Origin of the sequence: Thalassobacillus sp. B23F22_16, from assembly GCF_043496955.1 — a bacterium.
Lineage (GTDB): Bacteria > Bacillota > Bacilli > Bacillales > Halobacillaceae > Thalassobacillus > Thalassobacillus devorans_A.
Map to the genome: position 1 here is coordinate 157578 of NZ_JBIEKD010000003.1, position 23715 is coordinate 181292.

At 43.1% G+C, this 23715-nt stretch carries 20 protein-coding genes and 1 riboswitch; of the genes, 3 read left to right on the forward strand and 17 right to left on the reverse strand.

Annotated features, from left to right (window positions below; all coding sequences use genetic code 11):
* The first annotated feature begins 162 nt into the window (after positions 1-162).
* On the forward strand, positions 163-2922 hold the full coding sequence (gene ppc, locus ACGTNI_RS04655; RefSeq protein ID WP_394460350.1) for a phosphoenolpyruvate carboxylase: 2760 nt from the start codon (positions 163-165) through the stop codon (positions 2920-2922).
* Positions 2923-3023: 101 nt separating this feature from the next.
* Here ppc and ACGTNI_RS04660 read toward each other — a convergent pair whose 3' ends face one another.
* From ACGTNI_RS04660 to ACGTNI_RS04690, 7 genes are all read right to left on the reverse strand, one after another.
* Positions 3024-3371 carry a DUF4260 domain-containing protein gene (locus ACGTNI_RS04660; RefSeq protein ID WP_085508775.1) on the reverse strand — a complete coding sequence of 116 codons (348 nt, stop codon included), beginning with the start codon at positions 3369-3371 and terminating at the stop codon, positions 3024-3026.
* Between the two features lie 195 nt (positions 3372-3566).
* Entirely contained in the window at positions 3567-3893 is a 327-nt protein-coding gene (locus ACGTNI_RS04665) for a CHY zinc finger protein (RefSeq protein WP_085508776.1), read from the reverse strand.
* 159 nt (positions 3894-4052) lie between these two features.
* A complete protein-coding gene (locus ACGTNI_RS04670) occupies positions 4053-5306 on the reverse strand; it encodes a DNA polymerase IV (protein ID WP_085508777.1) in 1254 nt (417 codons plus the stop codon).
* Positions 5307-5465: 159 nt separating this feature from the next.
* Positions 5466-6593 carry a M20/M25/M40 family metallo-hydrolase gene (locus tag ACGTNI_RS04675; protein WP_394460354.1) on the reverse strand — a complete coding sequence of 376 codons (1128 nt, stop codon included), beginning with the start codon at positions 6591-6593 and terminating at the stop codon, positions 5466-5468.
* A 97-nt stretch (positions 6594-6690) separates the two neighbouring features.
* Complete coding sequence (locus ACGTNI_RS04680; protein ID WP_394460356.1) at positions 6691-8238, reverse strand: acyl-CoA carboxylase subunit beta; 1548 nt, start codon at positions 8236-8238, stop codon at positions 6691-6693.
* 6 nt (positions 8239-8244) lie between these two features.
* Entirely contained in the window at positions 8245-9066 is an 822-nt protein-coding gene (mce, locus tag ACGTNI_RS04685; RefSeq protein ID WP_394460358.1) for a methylmalonyl-CoA epimerase, read from the reverse strand.
* Between the two features lie 15 nt (positions 9067-9081).
* Positions 9082-10746 (reverse strand): acyl-CoA mutase large subunit family protein, encoded by a 1665-nt coding sequence (locus tag ACGTNI_RS04690; protein ID WP_085508781.1) that lies wholly within the window; start codon positions 10744-10746, stop codon positions 9082-9084.
* Positions 10747-10985: 239 nt separating this feature from the next.
* Here ACGTNI_RS04690 and prli42 point away from each other — a divergent pair, with 239 nt between their 5' ends.
* The gene (prli42, locus tag ACGTNI_RS04695) at positions 10986-11096 is read left to right on the forward strand and encodes a stressosome-associated protein Prli42 (protein ID WP_254901837.1); all 111 of its coding nucleotides are present in this window, start codon (positions 10986-10988) and stop codon (positions 11094-11096) included.
* Between the two features lie 56 nt (positions 11097-11152).
* Here the strand turns inward: prli42 and ACGTNI_RS04700 are convergent, their stop codons facing one another.
* The 6 genes from ACGTNI_RS04700 to ACGTNI_RS04725 all read right to left on the reverse strand — a co-directional run bounded on the left by ACGTNI_RS04700 (position 11153) and on the right by ACGTNI_RS04725 (position 17455).
* Positions 11153-11665, reverse strand: coding sequence for a L,D-transpeptidase (locus ACGTNI_RS04700; RefSeq protein ID WP_394460361.1), 513 nt, complete (start codon positions 11663-11665; stop codon positions 11153-11155).
* 45 nt (positions 11666-11710) lie between these two features.
* Complete coding sequence (locus tag ACGTNI_RS04705) at positions 11711-12664, reverse strand: aromatic acid exporter family protein (RefSeq protein WP_085508783.1); 954 nt, start codon at positions 12662-12664, stop codon at positions 11711-11713.
* Positions 12665-12758: 94 nt separating this feature from the next.
* A complete protein-coding gene (locus ACGTNI_RS04710; protein ID WP_394460364.1) occupies positions 12759-14063 on the reverse strand; it encodes a PucR family transcriptional regulator in 1305 nt (434 codons plus the stop codon).
* A 195-nt stretch (positions 14064-14258) separates the two neighbouring features.
* Positions 14259-15806, reverse strand: coding sequence for an L-glutamate gamma-semialdehyde dehydrogenase (gene pruA / locus ACGTNI_RS04715; protein WP_394460366.1), 1548 nt, complete (start codon positions 15804-15806; stop codon positions 14259-14261).
* A gap of 34 nt (positions 15807-15840) precedes the next feature.
* Positions 15841-16758: a proline dehydrogenase family protein gene (locus ACGTNI_RS04720; protein WP_394460368.1), complete on the reverse strand. Its 918-nt coding sequence runs from the start codon at positions 16756-16758 to the stop codon at positions 15841-15843.
* 259 nt (positions 16759-17017) lie between these two features.
* On the reverse strand, positions 17018-17455 hold the full coding sequence (locus ACGTNI_RS04725) for a BrxA/BrxB family bacilliredoxin (RefSeq protein WP_166761427.1): 438 nt from the start codon (positions 17453-17455) through the stop codon (positions 17018-17020).
* A gap of 163 nt (positions 17456-17618) precedes the next feature.
* A riboswitch (SAM riboswitch) is annotated at positions 17619-17729 on the forward strand.
* 85 nt (positions 17730-17814) lie between these two features.
* On the opposite strand from ACGTNI_RS04725, the gene ACGTNI_RS04730 reads away from it, so the two are divergent.
* The gene (locus ACGTNI_RS04730) at positions 17815-18867 is read left to right on the forward strand and encodes a homocysteine S-methyltransferase family protein (protein ID WP_085508787.1); all 1053 of its coding nucleotides are present in this window, start codon (positions 17815-17817) and stop codon (positions 18865-18867) included.
* A gap of 77 nt (positions 18868-18944) precedes the next feature.
* On the opposite strand, the gene ACGTNI_RS04735 is transcribed toward ACGTNI_RS04730, so the two are convergent.
* The 4 genes from ACGTNI_RS04735 to lpdA are packed head-to-tail and all read right to left on the reverse strand — an operon-like array spanning position 18945 to position 23710.
* The gene (locus ACGTNI_RS04735; protein ID WP_394460370.1) at positions 18945-20261 is read right to left on the reverse strand and encodes a dihydrolipoamide acetyltransferase family protein; all 1317 of its coding nucleotides are present in this window, start codon (positions 20259-20261) and stop codon (positions 18945-18947) included.
* A gap of 18 nt (positions 20262-20279) precedes the next feature.
* Positions 20280-21263, reverse strand: a complete 984-nt coding sequence (locus ACGTNI_RS04740; protein ID WP_085508789.1) for an alpha-ketoacid dehydrogenase subunit beta — start codon at positions 21261-21263, stop codon at positions 20280-20282.
* 14 nt (positions 21264-21277) lie between these two features.
* Positions 21278-22270 (reverse strand): thiamine pyrophosphate-dependent dehydrogenase E1 component subunit alpha, encoded by a 993-nt coding sequence (locus ACGTNI_RS04745; protein ID WP_085508790.1) that lies wholly within the window; start codon positions 22268-22270, stop codon positions 21278-21280.
* 18 nt (positions 22271-22288) lie between these two features.
* A complete protein-coding gene (gene lpdA / locus ACGTNI_RS04750; RefSeq protein ID WP_394460373.1) occupies positions 22289-23710 on the reverse strand; it encodes a dihydrolipoyl dehydrogenase in 1422 nt (473 codons plus the stop codon).
* Between the last annotated feature and the right edge of the window lie 5 nt (positions 23711-23715).

Sequence of the window (23715 nt, forward strand, 5' to 3'; positions counted from 1 at the left end):
ACTTAAAAAATTTTGATAGTTTAATACTTCAACAAAAACTAGTCTGGTTAAATTTTTATAGTTAATAGATTTGACTATCCTAAAAATTCTGATAACATAAGAAAACATACATCGGCCATAATTTGGCCAGTAATTTTTAAAGAAAAACAGGAAGGTGAAATCATGACAACAACAAGACAATCCAATGACAGTACTATCCCCTTACGACGTGACGTAAGTGAACTGGGTAATATGCTCGGTGACATTTTAATTCATCATGGCGGTCAGGAATTGTTCGATAAAGTAGAAACAATCCGCCAAATGTCGAAAGAGCTAAGAAGCAACCCGGATGAAGCAACCTATCAAAAGCTGAAACAAGAAATCGAAAACCTCCATCCTCCGATGCGCTCCCAAGTCATCCGCGCATTCTCAATTTATTTCCATCTTGTTAATATAGCTGAGCAGAACCATCGTGTTCGCCGGCGCCGCGAATACCGGCTTCATGAAGATCATGGAATACAACCATTCTCCTTGGAGAGTGCCGTCGAGTCACTTCGCAAGAATGATATTTCCAGTTCCGTAATCCAGGATGTCCTCGACCAATTATCCTTAGAGCTGATTATCACGGCCCATCCTACAGAAGCGACAAAACGAACGGTATTGGAAATCCAAAAACGAATCGCTACCATTTTGCAACAATTGGACAACCCTCAACTCACTTCCCATGAAAGGGAACAGTTGCAGGACAGTTTAATGAATGAGGTCACTGTCCTCTGGCAGACAGATGAGCTCCGGGAACGGAAACCGACAGTCATGGATGAAGTGAGAAATGGGCTTTATTACTTTGATGAAACACTTTTTGATGTGCTTCCTGACATCCATCAGGAACTGGAAGACAGGCTGGAGGAAAGCTATCCAGGCGAGGAATGGCAGATCCCTAACTTCCTTCGTTTCGGCTCCTGGATTGGGGGAGACCGTGATGGGAACCCGAATGTTACTCCTGATATTACCTGGAGTACATTAAAAAAACATCGAGAGCTGGTACTCGATAAATATGAAGAAGTCCTGGTAGAACTGATGAAGCGATTCAGTCATTCGACCAAAATTGTTACAGTCACTGATGAGCTGCTTACCTCGGTAGAAAAAGAGGAAGCCCTTATAGGTGCAAATAAAAAATGGCGTGTAGAAAAAGAAATTTACCGACGGAAATTCGCCATCATATTAGAACGACTTCGCAATGTTGGAAAATCAGAATTAGGTTACGATTCTGCTGATCAGCTATTGGACGACCTGTATATGATTCAACGAAGTGTAAAAAGTCATCAGCCAAACCAGCGGGAATTAAAGATGCTTCGTAAACTGGTACGCCAGGTGCAGCTGTTCGGCTTTCATTTAGCAACTCTCGACATTAGGAACCATAGTGGTGAACATGAAGCCGCCATTACAGAGATTCTCCAGAAAGTAAATATCTGCGAAGATTATGCTTCATTAAGCGAACAAGAAAAAATTAAAATGCTGGAAGGTATCCTCGAAGATCCTCGTCCGATCACTTTGTTGGATGAAGATTATTCAGAGGAAACACAACAAATGTTGCGGGTTTTCAATTTAATTCGTGAAGCCCATCGTGAATTCGGGGATCGTGCCATCGAGGTATACCTTGTAAGCATGACAGAAGCAGCCAGTGACCTGCTGGAAGTATTAGTGCTTGCCAAAGAAGCCGGAATTTACCGTCTGCATCCCGATGGAAGAGTGGAAAGCAATCTGAATGTCGCACCTCTTCTGGAAACAGTGGACGATTTGATAGCAGGACCTGAAATTTTGAAAACCTTATTTGAAATGGATGCCTACCGCAAACACCTAGGCGAGCGAAACAACCACCAGGAAGTCATGTTAGGCTATTCCGATGGAAGTAAAGATGGCGGTACCCTGACTGCCAATTGGAAGCTTTACAATGCACAGCAGGAGATTCATGATATGGCCAAAGAATATAACATTGGACTTAAGTTTTTCCATGGCCGTGGCGGATCACTAGGCCGAGGTGGCGGGCCATTGAATAGAAGTATCCTCTCCCAGCCAGCGGAAACCCTGGGAGACGGCGTAAAAATTACAGAACAAGGTGAAGTATTGTCTTCCCGCTACCTTATCCGCGATATCGCTTATCGAAGCCTGGAACAGGCAGCATCTACCCTCGTTGAAGGAGCTGCACATGTATCGAAAGAATCAGAACAAGGGCATCACCGGGAAGCTACATGGGAAAAAGCCATGGAAGAAATATCAGAGGTTTCCCTTAAGAAATATCAATCTCTAGTATTTGGCGACAAAGACTTCCTCACTTATTTCAATGAAGCAACACCATTGAAAGAAATCAGTGAACTAAACATCGGATCCAGACCGATGAAACGGAAAGACAGCTCTAAATTTGAGAATTTACGCGCGATTCCATGGGTATTTTCCTGGACACAAAACCGCCAGCTGCTCCCGGCATGGTATGCTGCAGGTTCCGGCCTGACTTCTTATGCAGAACAAAGCAGCAATCACCTGGAGACATTGCAGCAAATGTATGAACACTGGCCATTCTTCCGCTCCACCATCGATAATCTGCAAATGGCTTTGATGAAAGCGGATCTTCAGACAGCAAATCACTACAAGTCGCTTGTAAAAGATAAAGACCTTGGTGAACGGATCTATAGTGACATTGTAGATGAATATAATCGAACGAAAGATATCCTATTAAAGATCAGCGGGGACCAGGAATTATTGGATAAACAAGTCACAATCCAGGATTCGGTAAGATTACGTAATCCTTACGTGGATCCATTGAATTTCCTTCAAGTCGAATTGATCAAAGAATTAAGAGAAACGGAAAGCCGCGAAGAAAGTCTGCTTACCGAAGTCCTCCTTACTATCAGTGGGGTAGCTGCCGGACTTCGTAATACAGGTTGATTAAATGAATCATTATGTTACCGATGTTTTCCCCACCTAAATGGGTATAACATTAAGAAGATAAGTAAAAAGAGCAGTCGGCATTTAAGCCGGCTGCTCTTTTATATTTTTTGTATATGGGTATCTTTAAATCCGCTCGGATACTTCAACCCAAAGCCAAGACCTCGGTCCATCCCGATGTGCGCTATCCAGATTAATCCCACCATTAACATGGTGTCAACATTGAAAGTCAGCCCTGACAGACATAAACATATCGGGAACAGATAACTATGGAATGCATTATAGCTGTACGCCCCTACCGTTTTGTTTATAAGATAACCTAACATCGAGATATCAGGGGTAAACAATACGAAAATAAATAATACCCAACTGAATTCATTACTACCATAGAAATAAACGGAGGATAAAAAAATTATGAATCCTTCCAATTGAAGGAGCGCCCTATTCATCTTCAGTTTCCTCTCTTATATAGTCTACAACTTGCACCCTTCTCCTATCTTCTGGTTTAAACTATCGGGATATTATGTATACTCGTCTAACCAACGTAGTATTCCTTCGGGGGTCTCTTTTTCATAGGTTTATCCTCACTTGTGTAACTCCAGTGGCTTTCAATAGTAACTACCTTTTCTAATTTTTACATCATCTTAGATATCAAAATATAATGGGTAGTGGATACTGCATTTTTCATTAAAACGATGGAGGCACTGCGGACATTGAGAGAGTTCCAAATATTCATGAATGGTCAATTCCTTATCACAATTTCCACATAGAATGGCTCGTTCATTCCAAAGTTTCTGCGGCCATTTTTCCTCCCGGTGATCCGCCTTTTCCTTATGGCAATAATAGCAGGCGTAATATTCTTTGCAGCAATAGAATTTGATGGCAATGATATCTATGTCACTATGATAGTGTCGGCAACGCGTGTAAGGATCTACCTGTACCCCTTTAACTATCTTATTGCTGGACACCATGATGCCTTTCCCTCCTTTTTACTCTCCTATATTTATTGTAATCTGGTCTATAATTCCACTAACAACTGATTATTCGTTTCCTATCTAATGATTTCCTTCAACGAAGATAAATTTCCGGCTAAATAATAACATCCAGTACCTGAAAGGTCCTGGATGCCGTTATTTTTTATAGTCATCTAAGAAGTCTTTTTGAAAGCTGGTACTGACTTTATGTGAGCGATCGTTTGTAGACGTCAGGTCCTGAAAAGGGTTTTTTCCATAACGCTCGGTCAAATCATCGATGGTTTTATAGAGCTTTTCTTTTTCAGCGTATTGCTCGAAGCTGAAAATGTCCAGTTGTTGGGTCACTTCTTTCTGTTCGGCCAAATCTCCTGCAGTTATTCCTAACAGCCGGACAGGTTCCTGGTTCCAATGTTCATCAAATAACCTGGAAGCAATATGAAACAGGTCATCCGAGGTATGGATATAATCATTCAATTGTCTGCTTCTTGTGATGTTTTTCCAGTCGTGATAACGGATCATCAACTGAACATTTCTCGCCAGTACTTTTTTGCCACTCATACGGGCAGCCACTTTATTAGCAAGCCTTCTCAACACTTGGCGGATCTCCATGTCATCGGTAGTATCCTGGGACAGAGTGGTTGAAGACCCGATACTTTTGAATTCATGTACAGCTTCTGGATCCACAGGACGGTTGTCTTGTCCATTAGCACGGTTTCTCAACCGCTCGCCATTAATACCCAATAATTGTTTCAGTTTAAATACATCATAATTGGCAAGGTCGCCAATAGTTTCCATGTTATAATTGCGAAGTTTTGCAGCTGTTTTATCGCCGACGCCATACATTTCTTCAATCGGAAGCGGCCACAATTTCTTCGACAGGTCACGCTTTCGCAAAACAGTGATGCCCATTGGCTTTTTCATATCCGAAGCCATCTTAGCCAGGAACTTATTTGGTGCGATACCGATACTGCATGGGAGATCGAGTTCATCAGAAATCCGCTGTTGGATTCGATCAGCTATTTCCAATGGAGAACCAAGATGTTCGCAGGCTGTGATATCCATATACCCTTCATCGATGGATACCGGCTGGATAATCTCTGTGACATCTGCAAGTATTTTAAACATTTCTTTAGAAGCTGTACGATACCGGTCGAAGTTCGGGCGCATCACGATCAAATCAGGACAATGCCGTTTGGCTTCCCATAACGGCATCGTCGTTTTTACCCCGTGCTTCCTTGCCTCGTAGCTGCTGGTTACGACAATCCCCTTTCTCTCTTCCGGGTTTCCTGCGATAGCCAGAGGTTTACCCTTTAAGGTGGGATCGAACGCCATCTCAACTGAAGCATAGAAACTATTCATATCAACATGAAAAATGACCCTGCCATTTTTCGGGTACCATCTAGAAGACATGATGATCCTTCCTTCTTTACGAACTTTTGTTCTTCTATTATAGCACGCAGATACAACCTATTTCGAGAAGCATCCCAGGTCCTCCAGAATCTGGATGTCCCGGGGTGAACAGAAACTAAAAATCGATCATGCTTTTTTGAGCATGATCGATTGGTTCATTTATACATTGGCTGCTTCCTGGATAATAGCGGTGACAAACTCAGCAACTTTTTCTAATTCAGCAACTGGCATGCGTTCGTTAGTTGTATGAATTTCTTCATACCCTACTGCGAGGTTTACTGTCGGAATGCCGTGGCCGGCAATGATATTGGCATCACTTCCGCCGCCACTTTGCAGCAGTTCACTGTCACGGCCTATGTTCTTAGCAGCACTACGTGCCACTTCAACGACCTTGTCACCAGCCTGATGTTTAAAACCAGGGTACATGACGGTGACCTCGACATCTACTTCACCGCCCATTTCCTTGGCTGTGTTATGGAATGCTTCTTTCATTTTTTCCACTTGAGCTTCCATTTTTTCCGGAACGAGTGAACGGGCTTCTGCTAAAATTTCCACATGATCGCAAACAATATTTGTCTGTTTCCCGCCTTCAAAACGGCCGATATTTGCCGTGGTTTCATCATCAATCCGGCCAAGCGGCATTTTTGCAATTGCTTTAGCAGCAAGCGTGATCGCAGAAACACCCTTTTCTGGAGCAACTCCGGCATGGGCTGTCTTGCCTTTGACGATGGCATTAATTTTTGCTTGTGTCGGAGCAGCAACGATAATGTTGCCGACCTTTCCGTCACTGTCGATGGCATAGCCATATTTAGCTTTTAATAGGGAAGCGTCAAGTGCCTTGGCACCGACTAAGCCGCTTTCCTCCCCAACAGTAATGACGAACTGGATGTCCCCATGTTCGATATCATTTTCCTTCAGTACTCGGATGGCTTCCAGCATAGCTGCAAGACCTGCTTTATCATCCGCACCCAAAATGGTAGTTCCGTCGGTTACGATGTAGCCATCTTCGATCGAAGGTTTGACGCCATTTCCAGGAACGACGGTATCCATATGGGATGTGAAATAAATCGTATCGACGCCTTCCTTTGTCCCTTTCAGGTTACATATCAAATTGTTGGCATCGTGATCTGTCTGGCTGCGCGCATCATCTTCCAGCACTTCCAAGCCAAGATCGGTAAATTTCTTTTTCAGTACTTCCGCAATTTTAGCTTCGTCTTTTGTCTCGGAATCAACCTGAACCAGCTCCAGGAACTCCTCAATCAGACGCTCTTTATTTACTGCTGCCATTCGTATGCCCTCCTTTATGTATCATACAGTCCAACTAGTACGTTAGCGGAACAGCCTGAAACTGTCAACGATAGCAGTTTACAGGCTGCTGGCAACGTTAAAGTGGAATATTGCCGTGTTTCTTTTTCGGTCGCTCTTCCTTTTTGTTTTTCAGCATATCCAGTGCTTTGATCAAAGTGCTCCGGGTTTCCCGAGGATCGATGACATCATCAACCATACCCAGGGAAGCTGCAACATACGGGTTAGCAAAACGTTCTCGGTACTCGCTGATTTTCTTCTGGCGTGTTTCTTCCGGGTTATCACTTTCTTTTATTTCTTTAGCGAAAATGATATTGGCAGCACCTTCAGGCCCCATTACGGCAATTTCAGCATTCGGCCACGCATAGACCAGGTCTGCACCGATAGATTTACTATTCAATGCTACATATGCCCCACCATAAGCTTTTCTTGTAATAACCGTAAGCTTTGGTACAGTTGCTTCGGAATAGGCATACAAAATTTTTGCTCCGTGACGTATGATGCCTCCATGCTCCTGCTTGATTCCCGGGAAGAAACCGGTGACATCTTCAAAGGTGATGATTGGTATATTGAAGGAATCGCAGAACCGGATAAACCTTGCCGCTTTATCACTGGAGTCAATATCGAGACCACCGGCCATATACTTCGGCTGGTTACATACAAGGCCGACCGTCTTCCCTTTGAGTCTCGCGAACCCCACGACGATGTTCTTAGCAAAGTCTTTATGAATTTCGAAAAACGAATCAGGGTCGACTACTTCATCGATGACAACCCGTACATCATATGGCCGGATCGGATCGAATGGTATCTTGTCTGTCAAATCAGGAAGGTAGTCATCTTTCTCCTCCAGCTCTCGTACTGGAGGTTTCTCTTCATTGTTAGCCGGGAGGTAGCTCACCAGCTGACGGACAGCATCAAGTGCTGATTCTTCATCCTTTGTTTTCAAATGGGCGTTTCCGCTCTTCGAATTATGAACATAAGCACCACCAAGGTCTTCCGATGAAATTTTCTCACCTGTGACTGTTTCAATGACCTTTGGCCCAGTAATGAACATCTGGGACGTTTCTTCCACCATGATGACAAAATCTGTGATAGCCGGAGAATATACCGCTCCCCCGGCACACGGGCCCATGATTACTGAAATTTGAGGTATAACTCCAGAGTATATAGAATTTCGATAAAAAACATGGCCATAGCCATCAAGAGAAGAAACTCCTTCCTGGATGCGAGCACCCCCAGAATCGTTTAATCCGATAAATGGCGTACCATTTTTAACTGCTAAGTCCATGACGGCAGCAACCTTTTTCGCATGCATTTCGCCTAAAGCGCCGCCGAATACAGTAAAGTCCTGTGCGAATAGATAAACTTCTCTCCCATCAATTTTACCAAACCCTGTAACAACACCCTCTCCCGGTGCCGACTGCCCATTCATGCCGAAGCTGTCTCCGCGATGTTCCATAAATGGGTTCAGTTCAATGAATGTTCCCTCATCCAGCATGTAATCGATTCGCTCTCTTGCTGTCATTTTTCCTTTGGCATGCTGCTTTTCAATTCGCTCGTCTCCACCGCCAAGTTCTGTCTGACGGCGTTTATCATAAAGTTCATTTATTTTATCGTAAATATCCATGATGTATCACTCCTTCTCACTATGCTGACACAATTCATATAAGACGCCGTTTCCAGCTTTCGGATGAAGAAAGGCGATTTGACTGTTATGCGCTCCTGTTTTTGGCGTTTCATGAATCAATGCAACACCGCTTTCCCTATATTGTGCCAGTCGTTCGTGGATATCATCCACTTCCAGTGCAATGTGATGGATGCCTTCCCCACGCTTATCTATGTGTTTCTGGATAGGTGATTCTTCACTTATCGGCTCCAGCAATTCCAGCCTGGTCTCTCCTATTTTAAGAAAAGCAACGCGTACCTGCTCCGAAGCTATTTCCTCCACATTTTCAAGCTTCAGACCAAGCACATCCTGATAAAAAGGAAGCGCTGCTTCCAATTGCTTGACTGCTATCCCGATGTGGGCGATTTTCTCAGGAGAAGTAATCAGTCCGGCGTCGGGATCCACCAGTTTTTCTATATAATTAGCGATAGCTTCCGTCGGCGTACCGCTCGTGAAAATTTTTGCCACTCCCTGTTCCTCTAAGTAAGCAATGTCTTCAGCAGGAATCACTCCTCCTCCTATGACCGGGATATCTTCTGCTCCTTTATCTTTCAAAGCCTGTACTACTTTGGGAAACAGAGATTTATGTGCCCCCGATAAAGATGACAAACCTACCACGTCGACATCTTCCTGGATGGCAGCTTGTGCGATTTGAATTGGTGACTGTCTCAACCCTGTGTAAATTACTTCCATCCCATGATCTCTTAATGCCTGGGCAATAATTAAGGCGCCACGATCATGGCCGTCTAATCCTGGTTTAGCTATCAATGCGCGTATTTGTTTTTTCATGTCCGTTTCCCCCTTTTACATCCCCGTATATTCGCCAAATTCTTCTCGTAACACATTGGCGATTTCTCCAACGGTAGCATAAGCTTTAACCGCTTCCAGGATATATGGCATTAAGTTTTCATTCGCATTCTGTGCTGCCTGCTTCAAATTCAGCAGGCAATCTTCGACCAGCTGCTGATCTCTTGTTTCTCTTATATTTTTTGTCTGTTCGATTTGTCTTGCTTCTAACGCTTCGTCCACTCGAAGCAAATCAGGGTTGATTTCTTCATCAATGCGGAAATCATTCATCCCTACGATGATATCTTCTTTAGATTCAATTCGTTTTTGTGCCTCGTATGCTGATTGATGGATTTCCCGCTGCATATATCCGTCTTCTACCGCCTGGACGGCCCCGCCCAGTTTCTTGATTCGCTCCAGGTAATCGTTAACTTCTTCTTCGATTTTGTCCGTCAAGGATTCAACATAATAGGAACCGCCTAATGGATCAATCGTATCAGCTACCCCACTTTCATTGGCGATGATCTGCTGGGTACGGAGCGCGATCCGGGCAGAATCTTCCGTAGGTAAAGCTAATGCTTCATCCCTGGAATTTGTATGGAGGCTTTGTGTTCCTCCCATGACAGCTGCAAGCGCTTGCAATGTAACCCGAACGATATTGTTATCCGGCTGTTGTGCTGTCAGTGTAGATCCACCAGTTTGTGTATGGAAACGAAGCTTCCAGCTTTTCGGATTTTCTGCTTTGTAATGCTCTTTCATGATTTTCGCCCAAATACGTCGTGCCGCTCTATATTTCGCTACTTCCTCAAAGAATTGATTGTGAGCATTGAAGAAAAACGCAAGTCTTGGTGCAAACTGGTCTACTTCCAGGCCAGATTCAATAGCAGCATCTACATAAGCCATGCCATTCGCAATTGTAAAAGCGACTTCCTGCACAGCCGTAGACCCCGCTTCACGGATATGATAACCGGAAATACTGATGGTGTTGAACTTTGGCACGTTAGTCTGGCAATAGCCGAATATATTTGTAATCAGACGCATGGAAGGTTTTGGCGGAAAAATATATGTCCCACGCGCAATATATTCCTTAAGAATATCGTTCTGGATGGTGCCTGTCAGCTTCTCCATCGGTACTCCCTGCTTTTCTCCTACCGCTATGTACATGCAGAGTAAAATGGAGGCCGGAGCATTGATCGTCATGGATGTGCTGACTTTATCAAGAGGAATTTGATCAAAAAGCTGCTCCATGTCCTTTAAAGAATCAATGGCTACACCTACCTTACCAACTTCTCCTTCCGCCATCGGGTCATCGGAATCATAACCGATTTGGGTTGGCAGGTCGAAGGCTACGGACAATCCCGTCTGCCCTTGTTCTAATAAATATCGAAACCGTTTATTTGTCTCTTCCGCAGACCCAAACCCAGCATATTGGCGCATTGTCCAGTATCTGCTTCGATACATGGTTGGCTGGATACCACGTGTGTAAGGGTATTGCCCCGGAAAGCCTAAATTTTCCTCATACGAATACACGGAAGAAGCATCCTCCGGTGTATAAATTCTTTCTACTGGAATGTCAGAGCTTGTAACAAAGTCTTCTTTGCGCTCAGGGAATCGTTGGGTGGTTTTATCCACGTCCGTTTCCCACTGTTGCTTTTGTTGTTGATACTTTGATTGATCACTCATTCGATTGACCCTCCCTCTCCCTGAATATCTTCCTTACTAGCTTACCAAAAAATCAGACATCTTTTCACCAAAAAACCTGAAACAATCCCATGATTTTTCAAATTTTTGAAAGATTTCATAATTCTATTTTGAAATACTTTTCCGGTCTTGTCCAATCTCGCAATAACATGTAAAATACAGATAACGTGTGTCCAAAGTATTTTCGGACATCCCGAGGATGTATAAAGGAGGTAACAACCTTGGCTAAAAAACAGTCTAAACGTGAACGCCGAATGAAAATCGTTATTTATATCATGATTTTATCTATGGTACTGTCATCTCTATTAGCAGGAGCAGGAATGTTTCTTTAATAAAACGAAGTCTAAACTGAAAAAAAGCGGAGCTTGCCCTCGCAAGCTCCGTTTTTTTATTGCAGTCTTTTCTTCATTTCCTGCTTTATATAATCCTCGAATAGACGTAAAAAGTCCCGATCATTTTCTACTATCAAAATTTTCGTCCCAATTGGAACGTGTTCATACAGTTCTTCTACCTGATCATTATTCGAACGGATACATCCCTGGGAGACATTTTCCCCAATCGAGGAAGGCTGATTCGTACCATGAATACCGTAAATCCGTCCATCGGTTCCCTTAGCATCGAAGCCGATCCACCTTGAGCCTAACGGGTTTTTCGGGTCCCCTCCTGGTATATTCTTTTTACGATAATAGGGATCTTTAGCTTTTACAGTAACCGTAAATAACCCCGCAGGTGTAAGATCTTGTGTTGCCCCGGTAGCGACCGGATAAACCTTTTCCAGCTTGCCGTTGTTAAAAAAAGCAAGCTGGTTCGTTTCTTTACTGACAATAACGAATGGGTCGGTAACTTCCGGATGATAAGGAAGAGAGAAAGCTAGCATAAGAAAAATAAGCAGCATTTGCATGGTCATTTCTCCTTTTTGCTTAGCATCCCCTCTCTGCTCCGGCTTCTATACGTCACTCTTTTTGAAAGAACGTTTAATAATCAAATATTGTTCGATTTCATTAAGTAAATTAAACAGGCTAGCCCTCACTTCAAATTCCTGCCTGGATTCCGGTAATTGATCTTCCCGGAACTCTTTCCTTAACTCCTGGATCTGTTTCAAGTAAATGACTGCGGTATTTCCAGGATGAACGGCTTCTGAAAGCTCCTCAAAGAAAGCAGCTATTTTAATCGAATGCTTATAAGACCCTGACACACTGCTTACGAGCGGCAGCATTCTCTCCAACAACTCAAATTGTTTCAATCGCATATTAAAATAATGATAATGCTGATTATGAGAACGAAGCAAATGATTTTCCACATCCCGGAATGCCATCGATTTAGACGCTTCCAGGAGTTCCGCTGTTTCGGTCAATTCTTTGCCAGACCAGTCATTGTCCCCTTCACGAAGGTACGTGGCTAATTGTTTTAGGATAATGGAAAAGTTTCGCTCAATCTTTTCCTGATATTCATAAAGCTTATTATCTAAACTTGGCATATACAGGTTCAAAATCAAAGCGGTTCCGATCCCGACGACGATCAACATAAATTCATTTGTGATTACCGAGAAATCAATATTTTTCGAGCCATAAAGGTGTAAAATAATAACAGAACTGGTCACTATCCCAGGAGAAACCTTTAATTTCACAGTAGTAGGAATAAACAAAAAAAGCATGAGACCAATGGCAATAGGATTATATCCTAACGTCTCAAAAAACACATAAGAGTAAACCATGGCAATCATACAGGCAGCAAACCTGTGCCATGCCGATAATATCGAACGTTTTCTAGTTACTTGTATACATAAAATGGTCAGAATACCGGCAGATGCAAAGTTTTCCAGGCTCATCAATTGGGCAATCCAAATAGCAACCGGTGTACCGATAGCTGTTTTTATCGTGCGATAACCGATTTTCACAATAGACGGCTCCTCTTCCTAGTTGTACTAAAATATTTTAAAATCATAACATGACTTCCTATACTCTGAAAAGGCAGCCGTCCCTTTAATAAGAGTTTCAGCTGCCTCCTCTTTCTGCTGCTTCCTTATATCTTTGATAGTAGGCCGGGACGTTATTCAAAAGTAACAATTCTGTATATAGGTAACTTTTCATATTGAAGTCATTAAAATCGATATTCGTCAATTCCAGTATTTGTTTAATCCGATAATTAAGTGTATTGGGATGTATATACAAATCATTTGCCGTCTGTTTGCCCTTCCCGTTGTTAGCAAGGTAAACTTCCAGAGTCTTCAGCAGGTCGGTCTGGCTTTCCCTATCCTTTTTCATCAATCGCAGCAAGTCCTCACTAAAATAATCTTCTGAGCTATTCTTTTCATACAAAGCTGCCAGATAACGATAGACCCCTAATTTAGAAAATTCCCGAGGCATCGTTTCCGGTCGTGGAGTGATAAAGTTAGCCGTTTCAATAACTTCCAAAGCTTCAAGAAAACTCTTTCTCATCTGAATAAGTGACGTATATTCCTTCCCCAGACCAATCAAAAAACGATAAAAAACCTTACTGCCAGCAATATCTCTTACTTCATGGATGAATTCACGTGCGAGATTTCTTGAAGAAAACTCTTTGTTTGCTTCTCCTTGGACAATCAATACTATTTGATAGTCAGATTTCAGCAAATATATTTTTCTCCTGAGGTAGAAACTTTCCACTACTTTTTCTAAATAATCTAACCGATAATTTTCACCGGGATCGGAAATGGCGAAGACCAATACGGAAAAACATTCCGGCAATTGCAGTTTTGCTAAAGTCGCTTCATTACGCAATTGATTTTCACTGCCATACTCATGCTGCAGCAAGTTCCACAATAATTCCTCACGTCTTCCTTCTTTGGCATTCACTTTCGCATAGGTGTCATAAACAAGCTTACCTAAATGAGCATTGATTTCTTGTAAAAAATCAAGCTCCTCGTCCTTAAGCAGTGTTTCCGATTCCTGTACCCATATATATCCCATCGTTTGCCCCAGGTGTTTAGCTGCGATGACAATTCTTTGATAGAAACCAAGCTCTTCGATTGGTTGTACTCTGATGGGCGTCGGCTGTTTCTCCAGACGCTGGACGATCCCTTCCTTTTTCAGCCGGTCGATGATAAAAATCGGACATTTTTTGGAGAGGATTGTCTTTTGCTGTGTCTGATCAAACTCATCCATGGACGCACTATAAGATACCAGCTCAAAGTTTTTATTCTCAACAATGACTGGCTTATTCAATTTTGAGCTGATCAGTTCGGTCACTCTATGAATATCATCTGTACGATAAATCATATCTGTTATATCCATAGCCTGCTCTACCCTCCTCCATGCCACCCAGGATCCTCCATTTTTTGGAGGGCTGCGGGGTACGTAAAATTTAGTTACTGCTAATTATATCGAACTTCAAGCGAAAACCGAAAGAAGAACCATTTGAAAATCATGATCTTTAGACGACTTTTCAAATTCTGATTCGATTTTTCCAAGAAAAAAGCAGCACCCCCTCCCTGGGAGTGCTGCTTTTCTTGATACTTAATATTTTTCTGAAATAGTTTTTGGATTCATATGCAGGGCCAAGTAATCTGGCCCTCCTGCTTTGGAGTCGGTACCGGACATATTGAAACCTCCGAATGGCTGATACCCGACGATAGCTCCAGTGCAATTACGATTGAAATACAGGTTACCGACATGGAAATCTGTTGCAGCCTGATCAAGATGAGCGCGATTATTTGATATCACAGCACCGGTCAAGCCGTATTCTGTATTATTAGCAATATCAATCGCTTCATCGAAGTCTTTCGCTTTCGTGAAGCAGACGACTGGTCCGAAGATCTCTTCCTGTTGCATACGGGAGTTTGGATCAAGGTCTGCGAATACGGTTGGTTCGATGAAATAACCGGTAGAATCATCTCCTTTACCGCCAGTTACCAATCGGCCTTCTTCTTTTCCAACTTCGATATATCCCATGATTTTGTCAAATGCTCCCTGGTCGACAACTGGTCCCATATACACATTTTCTTCTGAAGCATTACCGACGGTTAGTTCTTCTGTCCGCTTTTTCACGCGTTCTAATACTTCATCATAGACATCCTCATGGACGACGGCGCGCGAGCCGGAAGAACATTTTTGACCAGAAAACCCGAATGCTGAAACGATAATAGCTTCTACTGCTATATCAAGGTTTGCTTCGTTATCGACGACCACTGTATCTTTACCGCCCATTTCAGCAATCACTTGCTTTAAATGCTGCTGGCCAGGCTGTATTTCAGCTGCGCGTTTAAAAATACGAGTACCAACTTCCCGGGAACCTGTGAAGGATATTAATGCTGTTTTAGGATGATCGACAAGGTAATCACCGACTTCCCCGCCACTTCCAGGAACAAAGTTCAATACCCCTTTAGGAAGTCCCGCTTCTTCCAGCACCTCTACAAATTTCGCAGCAATAACAGGACTGTTACTGGCAGGCTTCATTACCACCGTATTACCTGTAACAATAGGGGCGATTGTAGTACCAGCCATAATTGCAAAAGCTAAGTTCCATGGCGGAATAACTACACTTACACCAATCGGCGTATAAACATAACGGTTATGCTCCCCATCACGACTATTGACAGGCTTTCCATCTTTTAGTTCCAGCATTTGACGACCGTAATATTCGAGGAAATCAATCGCTTCTGCCGTATCCGCATCGGCTTCCTTCCATGGTTTACCTACTTCATAGACAAGGTAAGCAGAAAATTCATGCTTACGCTTGCGCACGATGTTAGCAGCACGGAATAGAATCTCAGCCCTGGATGCAGCATCCCACTTTTTCCAGCTCTTGAATGCTTCTGCTGCTGATTGAATTGCTTTCTCAGCAGTCTCCTGATTGGCTTTTGAAACATTTCCTACCACCTGCTTTGTATCAGCAGGGTTCGTAGAAACAATTTTTTCTTCCGTGTGAATACGCTCTCCATTCACCACAAGGTCATAGTCTTTCCCTAGTTCATCTTTCACTTGTTTCAATGCAGCTTCAAATGCCTGCTTATTCTCCTCAATCGTAAAATCTGTGAATGGTTCATGACGATAAGCTGTTACCATTTATAAAACCCCTTTCAAGAAATTTATTTATCATTTATTTACTGAAAACACCTTTAATAGCAAAGGCGATATTCGCTGGTCGTTCAGCCATCCTTCTCATAAAATAACCATACCAATCATCTCCATAAGGCAAGTATACTCGTACGGTATAGCCCTCCTTAGCAAGGTCAAGTTGTGTCTGATTCCTCATCCCATATAACATTTGGAATTCAAATTGATCGGTTGGTATCTGATGTTCTGCTGCCAGCTCTTTCGTGTAATTGATGATTTGATCATCATGGCTGGCGATAGCTGTATAATTGCCATTCAATAAATTTTTCTTAATCAGATGCTTCAAATTGGCATCTACCTTTTCTTTATCCGGAAAAGCAACTTTTCCAGATTCTTTATATGCCCCTTTTACTAATCTCAAATAAGGATCATATTCATCGAGATCATCTATATCACAATCAGAGCGGTACAAATAAGATTGAATGACTGTACCAAGGTTGTGATAGGTTGTTTTTAATCGTTTATAAATATCCAGGGTACGTTCGCATCGCGATGAGTCTTCCATATCTATGGTGACAACTACCCCGTGCTTCTCGGCTGTATCAAGGATTTGCTCCATGTTTTCGATAACAAGTTCTTCATTGATGTCGAGTCCAAGGGAGGTAAGTTTTAACGAAACTTCAGAACCTAACTGATGTTCAGCGATCGTACGAATGGTTTCTATACATTCTTGTGAACGCTTTCTCGATTCTGCTTCGGAATTTACAAATTCTCCTAAATGGTCAACGGTCACTTGAAGACCTTGCTGATTCAATTGCTTAATCAAGGGTACGGCCTGGTCAAAGGTTTCTCCGCCGACTATTTTATCAGCTCCGAATTTTGGCCCCCACTTTTTCGCTAATTTATCCAGCAGCCGGTTATTCGATAAAAACAAGAAAAAGTTCTTACTAATGGCTTCCACTACCATCACATCCCTTCGCTTCACTTACGTAAAGAAGATGTTTCCCTATTCCTTGTAACCCTAACCTAATTATTTATCTCTTAAGAAAATTGTAACGATTATGACGGCTTTTAGACAAGGTGTGCCACTCACAAACATCTCCCTTCGGTTTTGTGGTTTAAACACAATCACAACTGAGATATATGGAAATGTCCTTCTCAACGCAAAAAAATCCGGTTACAAGGCACTAACCTTGAACCGGATTTTTTCACTTTAAATCTTATATTTCTTCACAATGCTCTTCAAATATGTTTTGGAGCTTTCCAATGACTTCCATTGGTTCAAATCCTTCGATATCATGACGCTCGACCATTGTAACGATTTCTCCGTCCTTCAAAAAAGCAAAAGAAGGTGAAGAAGGCGGGTAGCCGACGAAGTGCTGGCGAGCACGTTCCGTCGCTTCTTTGTCCTGCCCTGCAAATACGGTGACCAGGTGGTCTGGCCGTTTATCATAATGGATAGAATGTGCTGCTGCAGGACGTGCTACACCACCTGCACACCCGCATACAGAGTTAATCATCACCAATGTAGTTCCTTTTTGATTCAATGCTTCATCCACTTCGTCTGGTGTAGTAAGTTCTTTATAGCCAGCCTGGGTGATTTCGTTACGAGCCTGGTTGACGACATCGTTCATATAAATATTGAAATCCATGCGTATATCCCCTTTATAACAAGATTATCTTCTTAGATAATAGTATCAATATTTCCAGTTGCTTTCAATCAATCAGTAATTGCTAATTGCTTTCTATACAAAATTCTCTGAAAATACAGTTGACATTTCTGATTACACCCACTTATAATACAGGACAATTGCATAGCAACTCTTATCAAGAGTGGCGGAGGGACTAGGCCCGATGATGCCCGGCAACCATTCAGGCAGCTGCTTGAAAAGGTGCTAATTCCTACAGAAACCATTTTCTGAAAGATAAGAGAGGACTGGATACATAACTTCCCTCTTCTTATCAAAAGAGGGAAGTTTTTTGTAAAAGAAGAAAATACACCTGAGAGGATGATTGGATGACAAAAAGAAGTTTAGAACAACGATTGCAGGAAGGGCCGGTTATTTGCGGGGAAGGATACCTATTTGAATTAGAGCGTCGCGGATACCTTCAAGCTGGTTCATTCGTTCCGGAAGTCGCCTTGGATAATCCACAAGCCCTTAAACAGACTTATCGCGATTATATGCTGGCAGGTTCGGACGTCGTTTTAGCATTCACTTACAATGCCCACCGGGAAAAAATGCGGATTATCGGCAAGGAAGATTTATTAGAGCCATTGAACCGCCAGGCTATTAGGCTGGCCAAAGAAGTAGCAAAAGAACATCCGGAAGAAGAAGCATTAGTGGCTGGTAACATTTCAAATACTAATCTTTTCAATCCCGACGACCCTTCTTCAAAAGAAGACGTGCGTGCTATTTTTGCTGAAATGGTTCGCTGGTGCAAAGAAGAAGGGGTAGACTTTGTCAATGGTGAAACCTTCTATTATTACGAGGAAGCAAAGATTGCTTTAGAAGAAATAAAAAGACAAGGCCTCCCTGCTGTCATTACGTTTGGATTAATGGGGGAGAATGTATTACGGGATGGATATACCGTAGAGGAAGGCTGTCAGTTATTGAAGAAACATGGAGCTTTGGTAGTAGGAATGAATTGTTTCCGTGGACCAGCTACGATGCAGCCTTTTATGGAAAAAATTCGTGCAAATGTTGAGGGTTATGTAGGTGCACTACCCATACCATATAGAACAACGGAAGAACACCCTACCTTTTTCAATTTACCCGATGGGGGATGCTCTTGTACCCTGCCGACCGAGACTACCTTTCCAACATCGCTGGACCCGCTTTATTGCAACCGGTATGAACTTGCTGCCTGGGCAAAGGAAGCCCATGATATTGGAGTCAATTACTTAGGGTTATGCTGCGGGGCATCTCCAAGTATGCTGCGTGAAGTCGCAGAAACTGTAGGGAGAGTGGCCGTCAATTCCACTTATTCCCCAAATATGGAAAAGCATTTTATGTTTGGAACAGATAAAACCCTGCAATCTCATATCACTTCCTATAAGACAAAAGCATAGAGAGAGACCTTTTCAAAATTGGTTAGATATAATAAAAAACTCCCGTAACCATCTTAGGTACACGGGAGTTTTTCTTATTAATAAATTGGTGTATTATCTTTCGTTACCTTTTCCAGTATATCTTTAACACGCGCAAGGAAATTACCGGCAACCAAGCCATCAAGCACACGATGATCTAATGATAAACATAGATTCACCATATCTCTTGCAGCGAACATCCCATCTTTGATAACAGGCTTTTTCACAATGGATTCCACCTGTAAGATTGCTGCCTGTGGGTGGTTGATGACACCCATGGACTGCACAGAGCCAAAAGATCCGGTATTATTGACCGTAAAGGTGCCTCCTTCCATATCTGCAGAAGTCAACTTACCATTTCTTGCTTTCATAGCAAGGTCAGTAATGTCTTTCGCAATCCCCTTGATGCTCTTGTCATCAGCATCCTTAATGACTGGTACGAACAATTGATCTTCTTTTGCAACTGCAATATTTAAATTAATGGCTTTACGCTGGATAATTTTATCACCAGCCCACGTGCTGTTCAATTGCGGGTATTCTTTTAATGCCTGGGCTACTGCTTTGACAAAAAAAGCAAAGAACGTCAGACTGTACCCTTCTTCTGCTTTGAACTTATCTTTCATCGAATTCCGGTACTCTACTAAACCGGTAACGTCCACTTCGACCATCATCCAGGCATGAGGTATTTCCGTCTTCGATTTGACCATATTCTGAGCAATTGCTTTTCTTACACCAGTAACTGGAATCTCTTTATCCCCAACTTCTGTTTTCACATTTATTGGAGCTGGCGCAGAGTGGGATGGAGATGGCTGAGATGTTTGTGGTGCTGCTTCCTGTACTGATTCCTGCGGCTGTTTATCTTTTGTGCCGCCTCCAGCAATTACTTTCTCGACATCCTTACGAGTGATACGGCCACCTTTGCCTGTACCTTCTACCTGCTCAAGATCTATATCGTTCTCCTGAGCCAAACGCATGACTGCTGGTGAAAAACGCTTCTTCATCGGCTTCTCGCTGTCAGCTGATTCACTCTGATTCTCACTCTTCGTTACAGGAGCTGATTTCTCCTCAGCTACAGGATCTGCCTTGGCCGGTTCCTCTTTCACCGGTTCGTCTGTATCCTCTGTAGAACCGCTGCCTTCTACTTCCATATAGCACATCAATTCACCAACAGCAATGGTATCGCCTTCCTGTGCGACTAATTCTTTGATTACACCTGTATAGGATGATGGTACTTCCGCGTTTACTTTATCTGTCATTACTTCTGCAATCGGATCGTACTTATTAACTTTATCTCCCACTTGGACCAGCCATGTGCTGATTGTGCCTTCGGTGACACTTTCGCCCAATTGTGGCATTTTTATTTTTTCAACGCCCACAGAGACTCCTCCTTTAATTTAAAATTCAGCAAGCTCTCTCATGGCTTTTTCAACTTTATCTGGATTGATCATGAAATATTTCTCCATTGTCGGTGAATAAGGCATGGCTGGGACATCCGGTCCAGCCAGTCGCTGAACAGGTGCATCCAGGTCGAATAAACAATTTTCACTAATGACAGCTGACACCTCGCTGATGATGCCGCCTTCTTTGTTATCTTCTGAAACGAGCAGGACCTTCCCTGTTTTCGATGCCGCTTCAATAATCGCATCTTTATCTAATGGATAAACGGTACGCAGGTCGAGGATATGGGCATCGATCCCATCTTCCGCCAGCTTCTCAGCTGCCTGTAATGCAAAATGGACAGCTAAACCGTATGTAATCACGGTAATATCAGAACCATCACGTTTTACATCCGCCTTACCAATCGGAAGCGTGTAATCCTCTTCCGGAACCTCTCCCTTAATTAGACGGTACGCCCGTTTGTGTTCAAAGAACAGCACGGGATCAGGATCGCGAACAGCTGCTTTTAATAACCCTTTCACGTCATAAGGAGTGGAAGGCATAACGATTTTCAACCCTGGCTGGTTGGCAAATACAGCCTCAACGGATTGAGAATGGTATAAAGCCCCATGAACCCCGCCTCCATAAGGAGCACGGATAGTAATTGGGCAGCTCCAGTCGTTGTTGGAACGGTAGCGGATTTTAGCCGCTTCAGAGATTATCTGATTGACCGCAGGCATGATGAAATCAGCAAACTGCATTTCGGCTACGGGCCGCATTCCGTACATAGCAGCACCAATTCCAACTCCGGCGATTGCGGATTCAGCTAGTGGAGTGTCGAGTACCCGGTCTCCGCCAAATTCATCGTATAACCCATCTGTAGCGCGGAATACACCGCCGCGTTTCCCGACGTCTTCCCCTAAAACAAACACTTTCTCGTCACGCTGCATTTCTTCACGCAACGCTTGTGTAACTGCTTGGATATAAGAAATTACTGGCATTGTCGTTCCCCTCCTTACTCTTCGTATACGTACTTCAACGCAGATTCCGGCTCAGCATACGGTGCGTTTTCCGCATAATCTGTCGCATCATTGACCAACTTAGTGATCTCTTCGTTCATTTCCTTCTCAAGGTCTTCAGTCAAAATACCCAGTCCACGCAAGTAATTGCCGAATGTAATGATGGAATCTTTCTTGCGCGCTTCCTCTACTTCTTCTTTTTCACGATACGTACGGTCATCATCATCACTGGAATGGGCAGTCAGGCGATAAGAAACGGCTTCAATTAGTGTAGGACCTTCACCGTTACGGCCGCGTTCGGCTGCCTGCTTGACTACTTCATAAACCTCCAGCGGATCATTCCCGTCCACTGTATAACCAGGCATCCCATATCCAATAGCACGGTCGGATACTTTCTCACAGGCGAGTTGACGTTCCACTGGAATAGAAATAGCGTATTTATTATTTTCTACCATAAAGATGACAGGAAGTTTGTGAACCCCGGCAAAGTTTGCCCCTTCATGGAAATCACCCTGATTTGAAGAACCTTCTCCAAAGGTAACGAGGGAAACGAAATCCTTTTTCTCCATTTTTCCAGCAAGCGCGATACCAACAGCATGGGGGACCTGGGTCGTTACTGGAGAAGAACCAGTGACAATTCGGTTCTTCTTTTGGCCAAAATGTCCTGGCATTTGACGGCTTCCTGAGTTAGGATCTTCCGCTTTAGCAAATCCGGAAAGCATTAATTCTTGCACGGTCATACCAAAAGCAAGCACAACCCCCATATCCCGGTAATATGGAAGGACATAATCTTTGTCCCGGTCAAGCGCATATGCTGCCCCAACCTGTGCTGCCTCTTGCCCCTGGCAGGAAATGACAAATGGGATCTTTCCCGCTCTGTTCAATAGCCACATTCTTTCATCAACTTTTCTAGCTGTAAGCATCGTCCGGTACATGTCTAATACTTGTTCATCCGTTAAACCAAGTTTTTCATGGCGATTTTCAGCCATTTCAACCCCTCCTTTGCATTATCCGTGAATTTGTTTACCATCAACAGCCATCGCCGCTTCCCCGATTGCTTCCGATAAAGTCGGGTGAGGATGGATGGATTCAGCAATCTCCCATGGAGTCGCATCGAGAACTTTGGCAAGACCGGCTTCCGAAATCATATCAGTTACATGCGGGCCGATCATATGGATTCCTAATAAATCATCAGTCTCTTTATCAGCAATAATTTTGACAAAACCATCCGATTCACCGAACACTAACGCTTTACCGATTGCTTTGAAGGAAAACTTCCCTTTTTTGATTTCGTAACCAGCTTCTTCGGCTTGTTGCTCTGTCAATCCCACACTGGCAACTTCAGGATTAGAATAGATACATGTCGGTATTTCTTCGGCTTTCAATTTGTCCGGCTTTTTCTCTGCCATATGCTCGACAGCCGTTATTCCTTCGTGTGAAGCGACATGGGCAAGCTGAAGGCCTCCAATAACATCACCAATGGCATAGATGTGGCTTTCTTTGGTCTGGTAATAATCATTCGTTTCAATGAAGCCATTTTCGACTTTGATATCCGTGTTTTCCAGCCCGATATTAGTCACGTTTGCCGAACGGCCAACAGAAACTAATAATTTATCAGCCTCATAAGTCTCCTGCTTTTCTTTAACTTCAGCCTGGATTACCACGTTGCCGTCTTTTTTCAGTGTTTCAGGAAGCACCTTTGCACCAGTTACGATTTTGATGCCTTTCTTCTTCATCAAACGTTGCATTTCCTTAGCTATTTCTTGATCTTCTGTAGGCAGGATTTGCGGAAGATATTCAATGACAGTCACTTCTACTCCAAAATCAGCAAGCATGGAAGCCCATTCTATACCAATGACTCCTCCCCCGATAATGATGATCGACTTTGGAAGTTCTTCCATTTCAAGCGCTTCATCGGAAGTCATCACAAATTCACCATCTATATCGAGACCTGGCAGGGTTTTGGGTTTAGAGCCGGTAGCAATCAAAACGTTTTTGGGAATCAGCATTTCATTCTCTTCCCCGTTATTCATCTCCACCGAAATAGTACCCGGCATCGGGGAAAAAATCGAAGGACCTAAAATTCGGCCAAAACCTTCATACACATCGATTTTACCCTTTTTCATCAGGCCTTCTACTCCTTTATGTAAGGTATCAACGATCGACTGTTTTCTCTTCTGAACACGATCGAAGTTGATTTTCGGCTGTTCCGTGATAATTCCATATTCGTCCGCTTCTTTTGTCTGCCGGTATACTTCAGCACTTCTGAGCAGTGCTTTGGAAGGAATACAGCCTTTATGCAGGCAGGTACCGCCCATTTTCCCCTTCTCGACAACTGCTGTTTTCAAACCAAGCTGAGAGGCTCTGATTGCTGCGACATATCCACCAGTACCTCCGCCCAGTATGACTAAATCATAATCTTGAGCCATGGTTG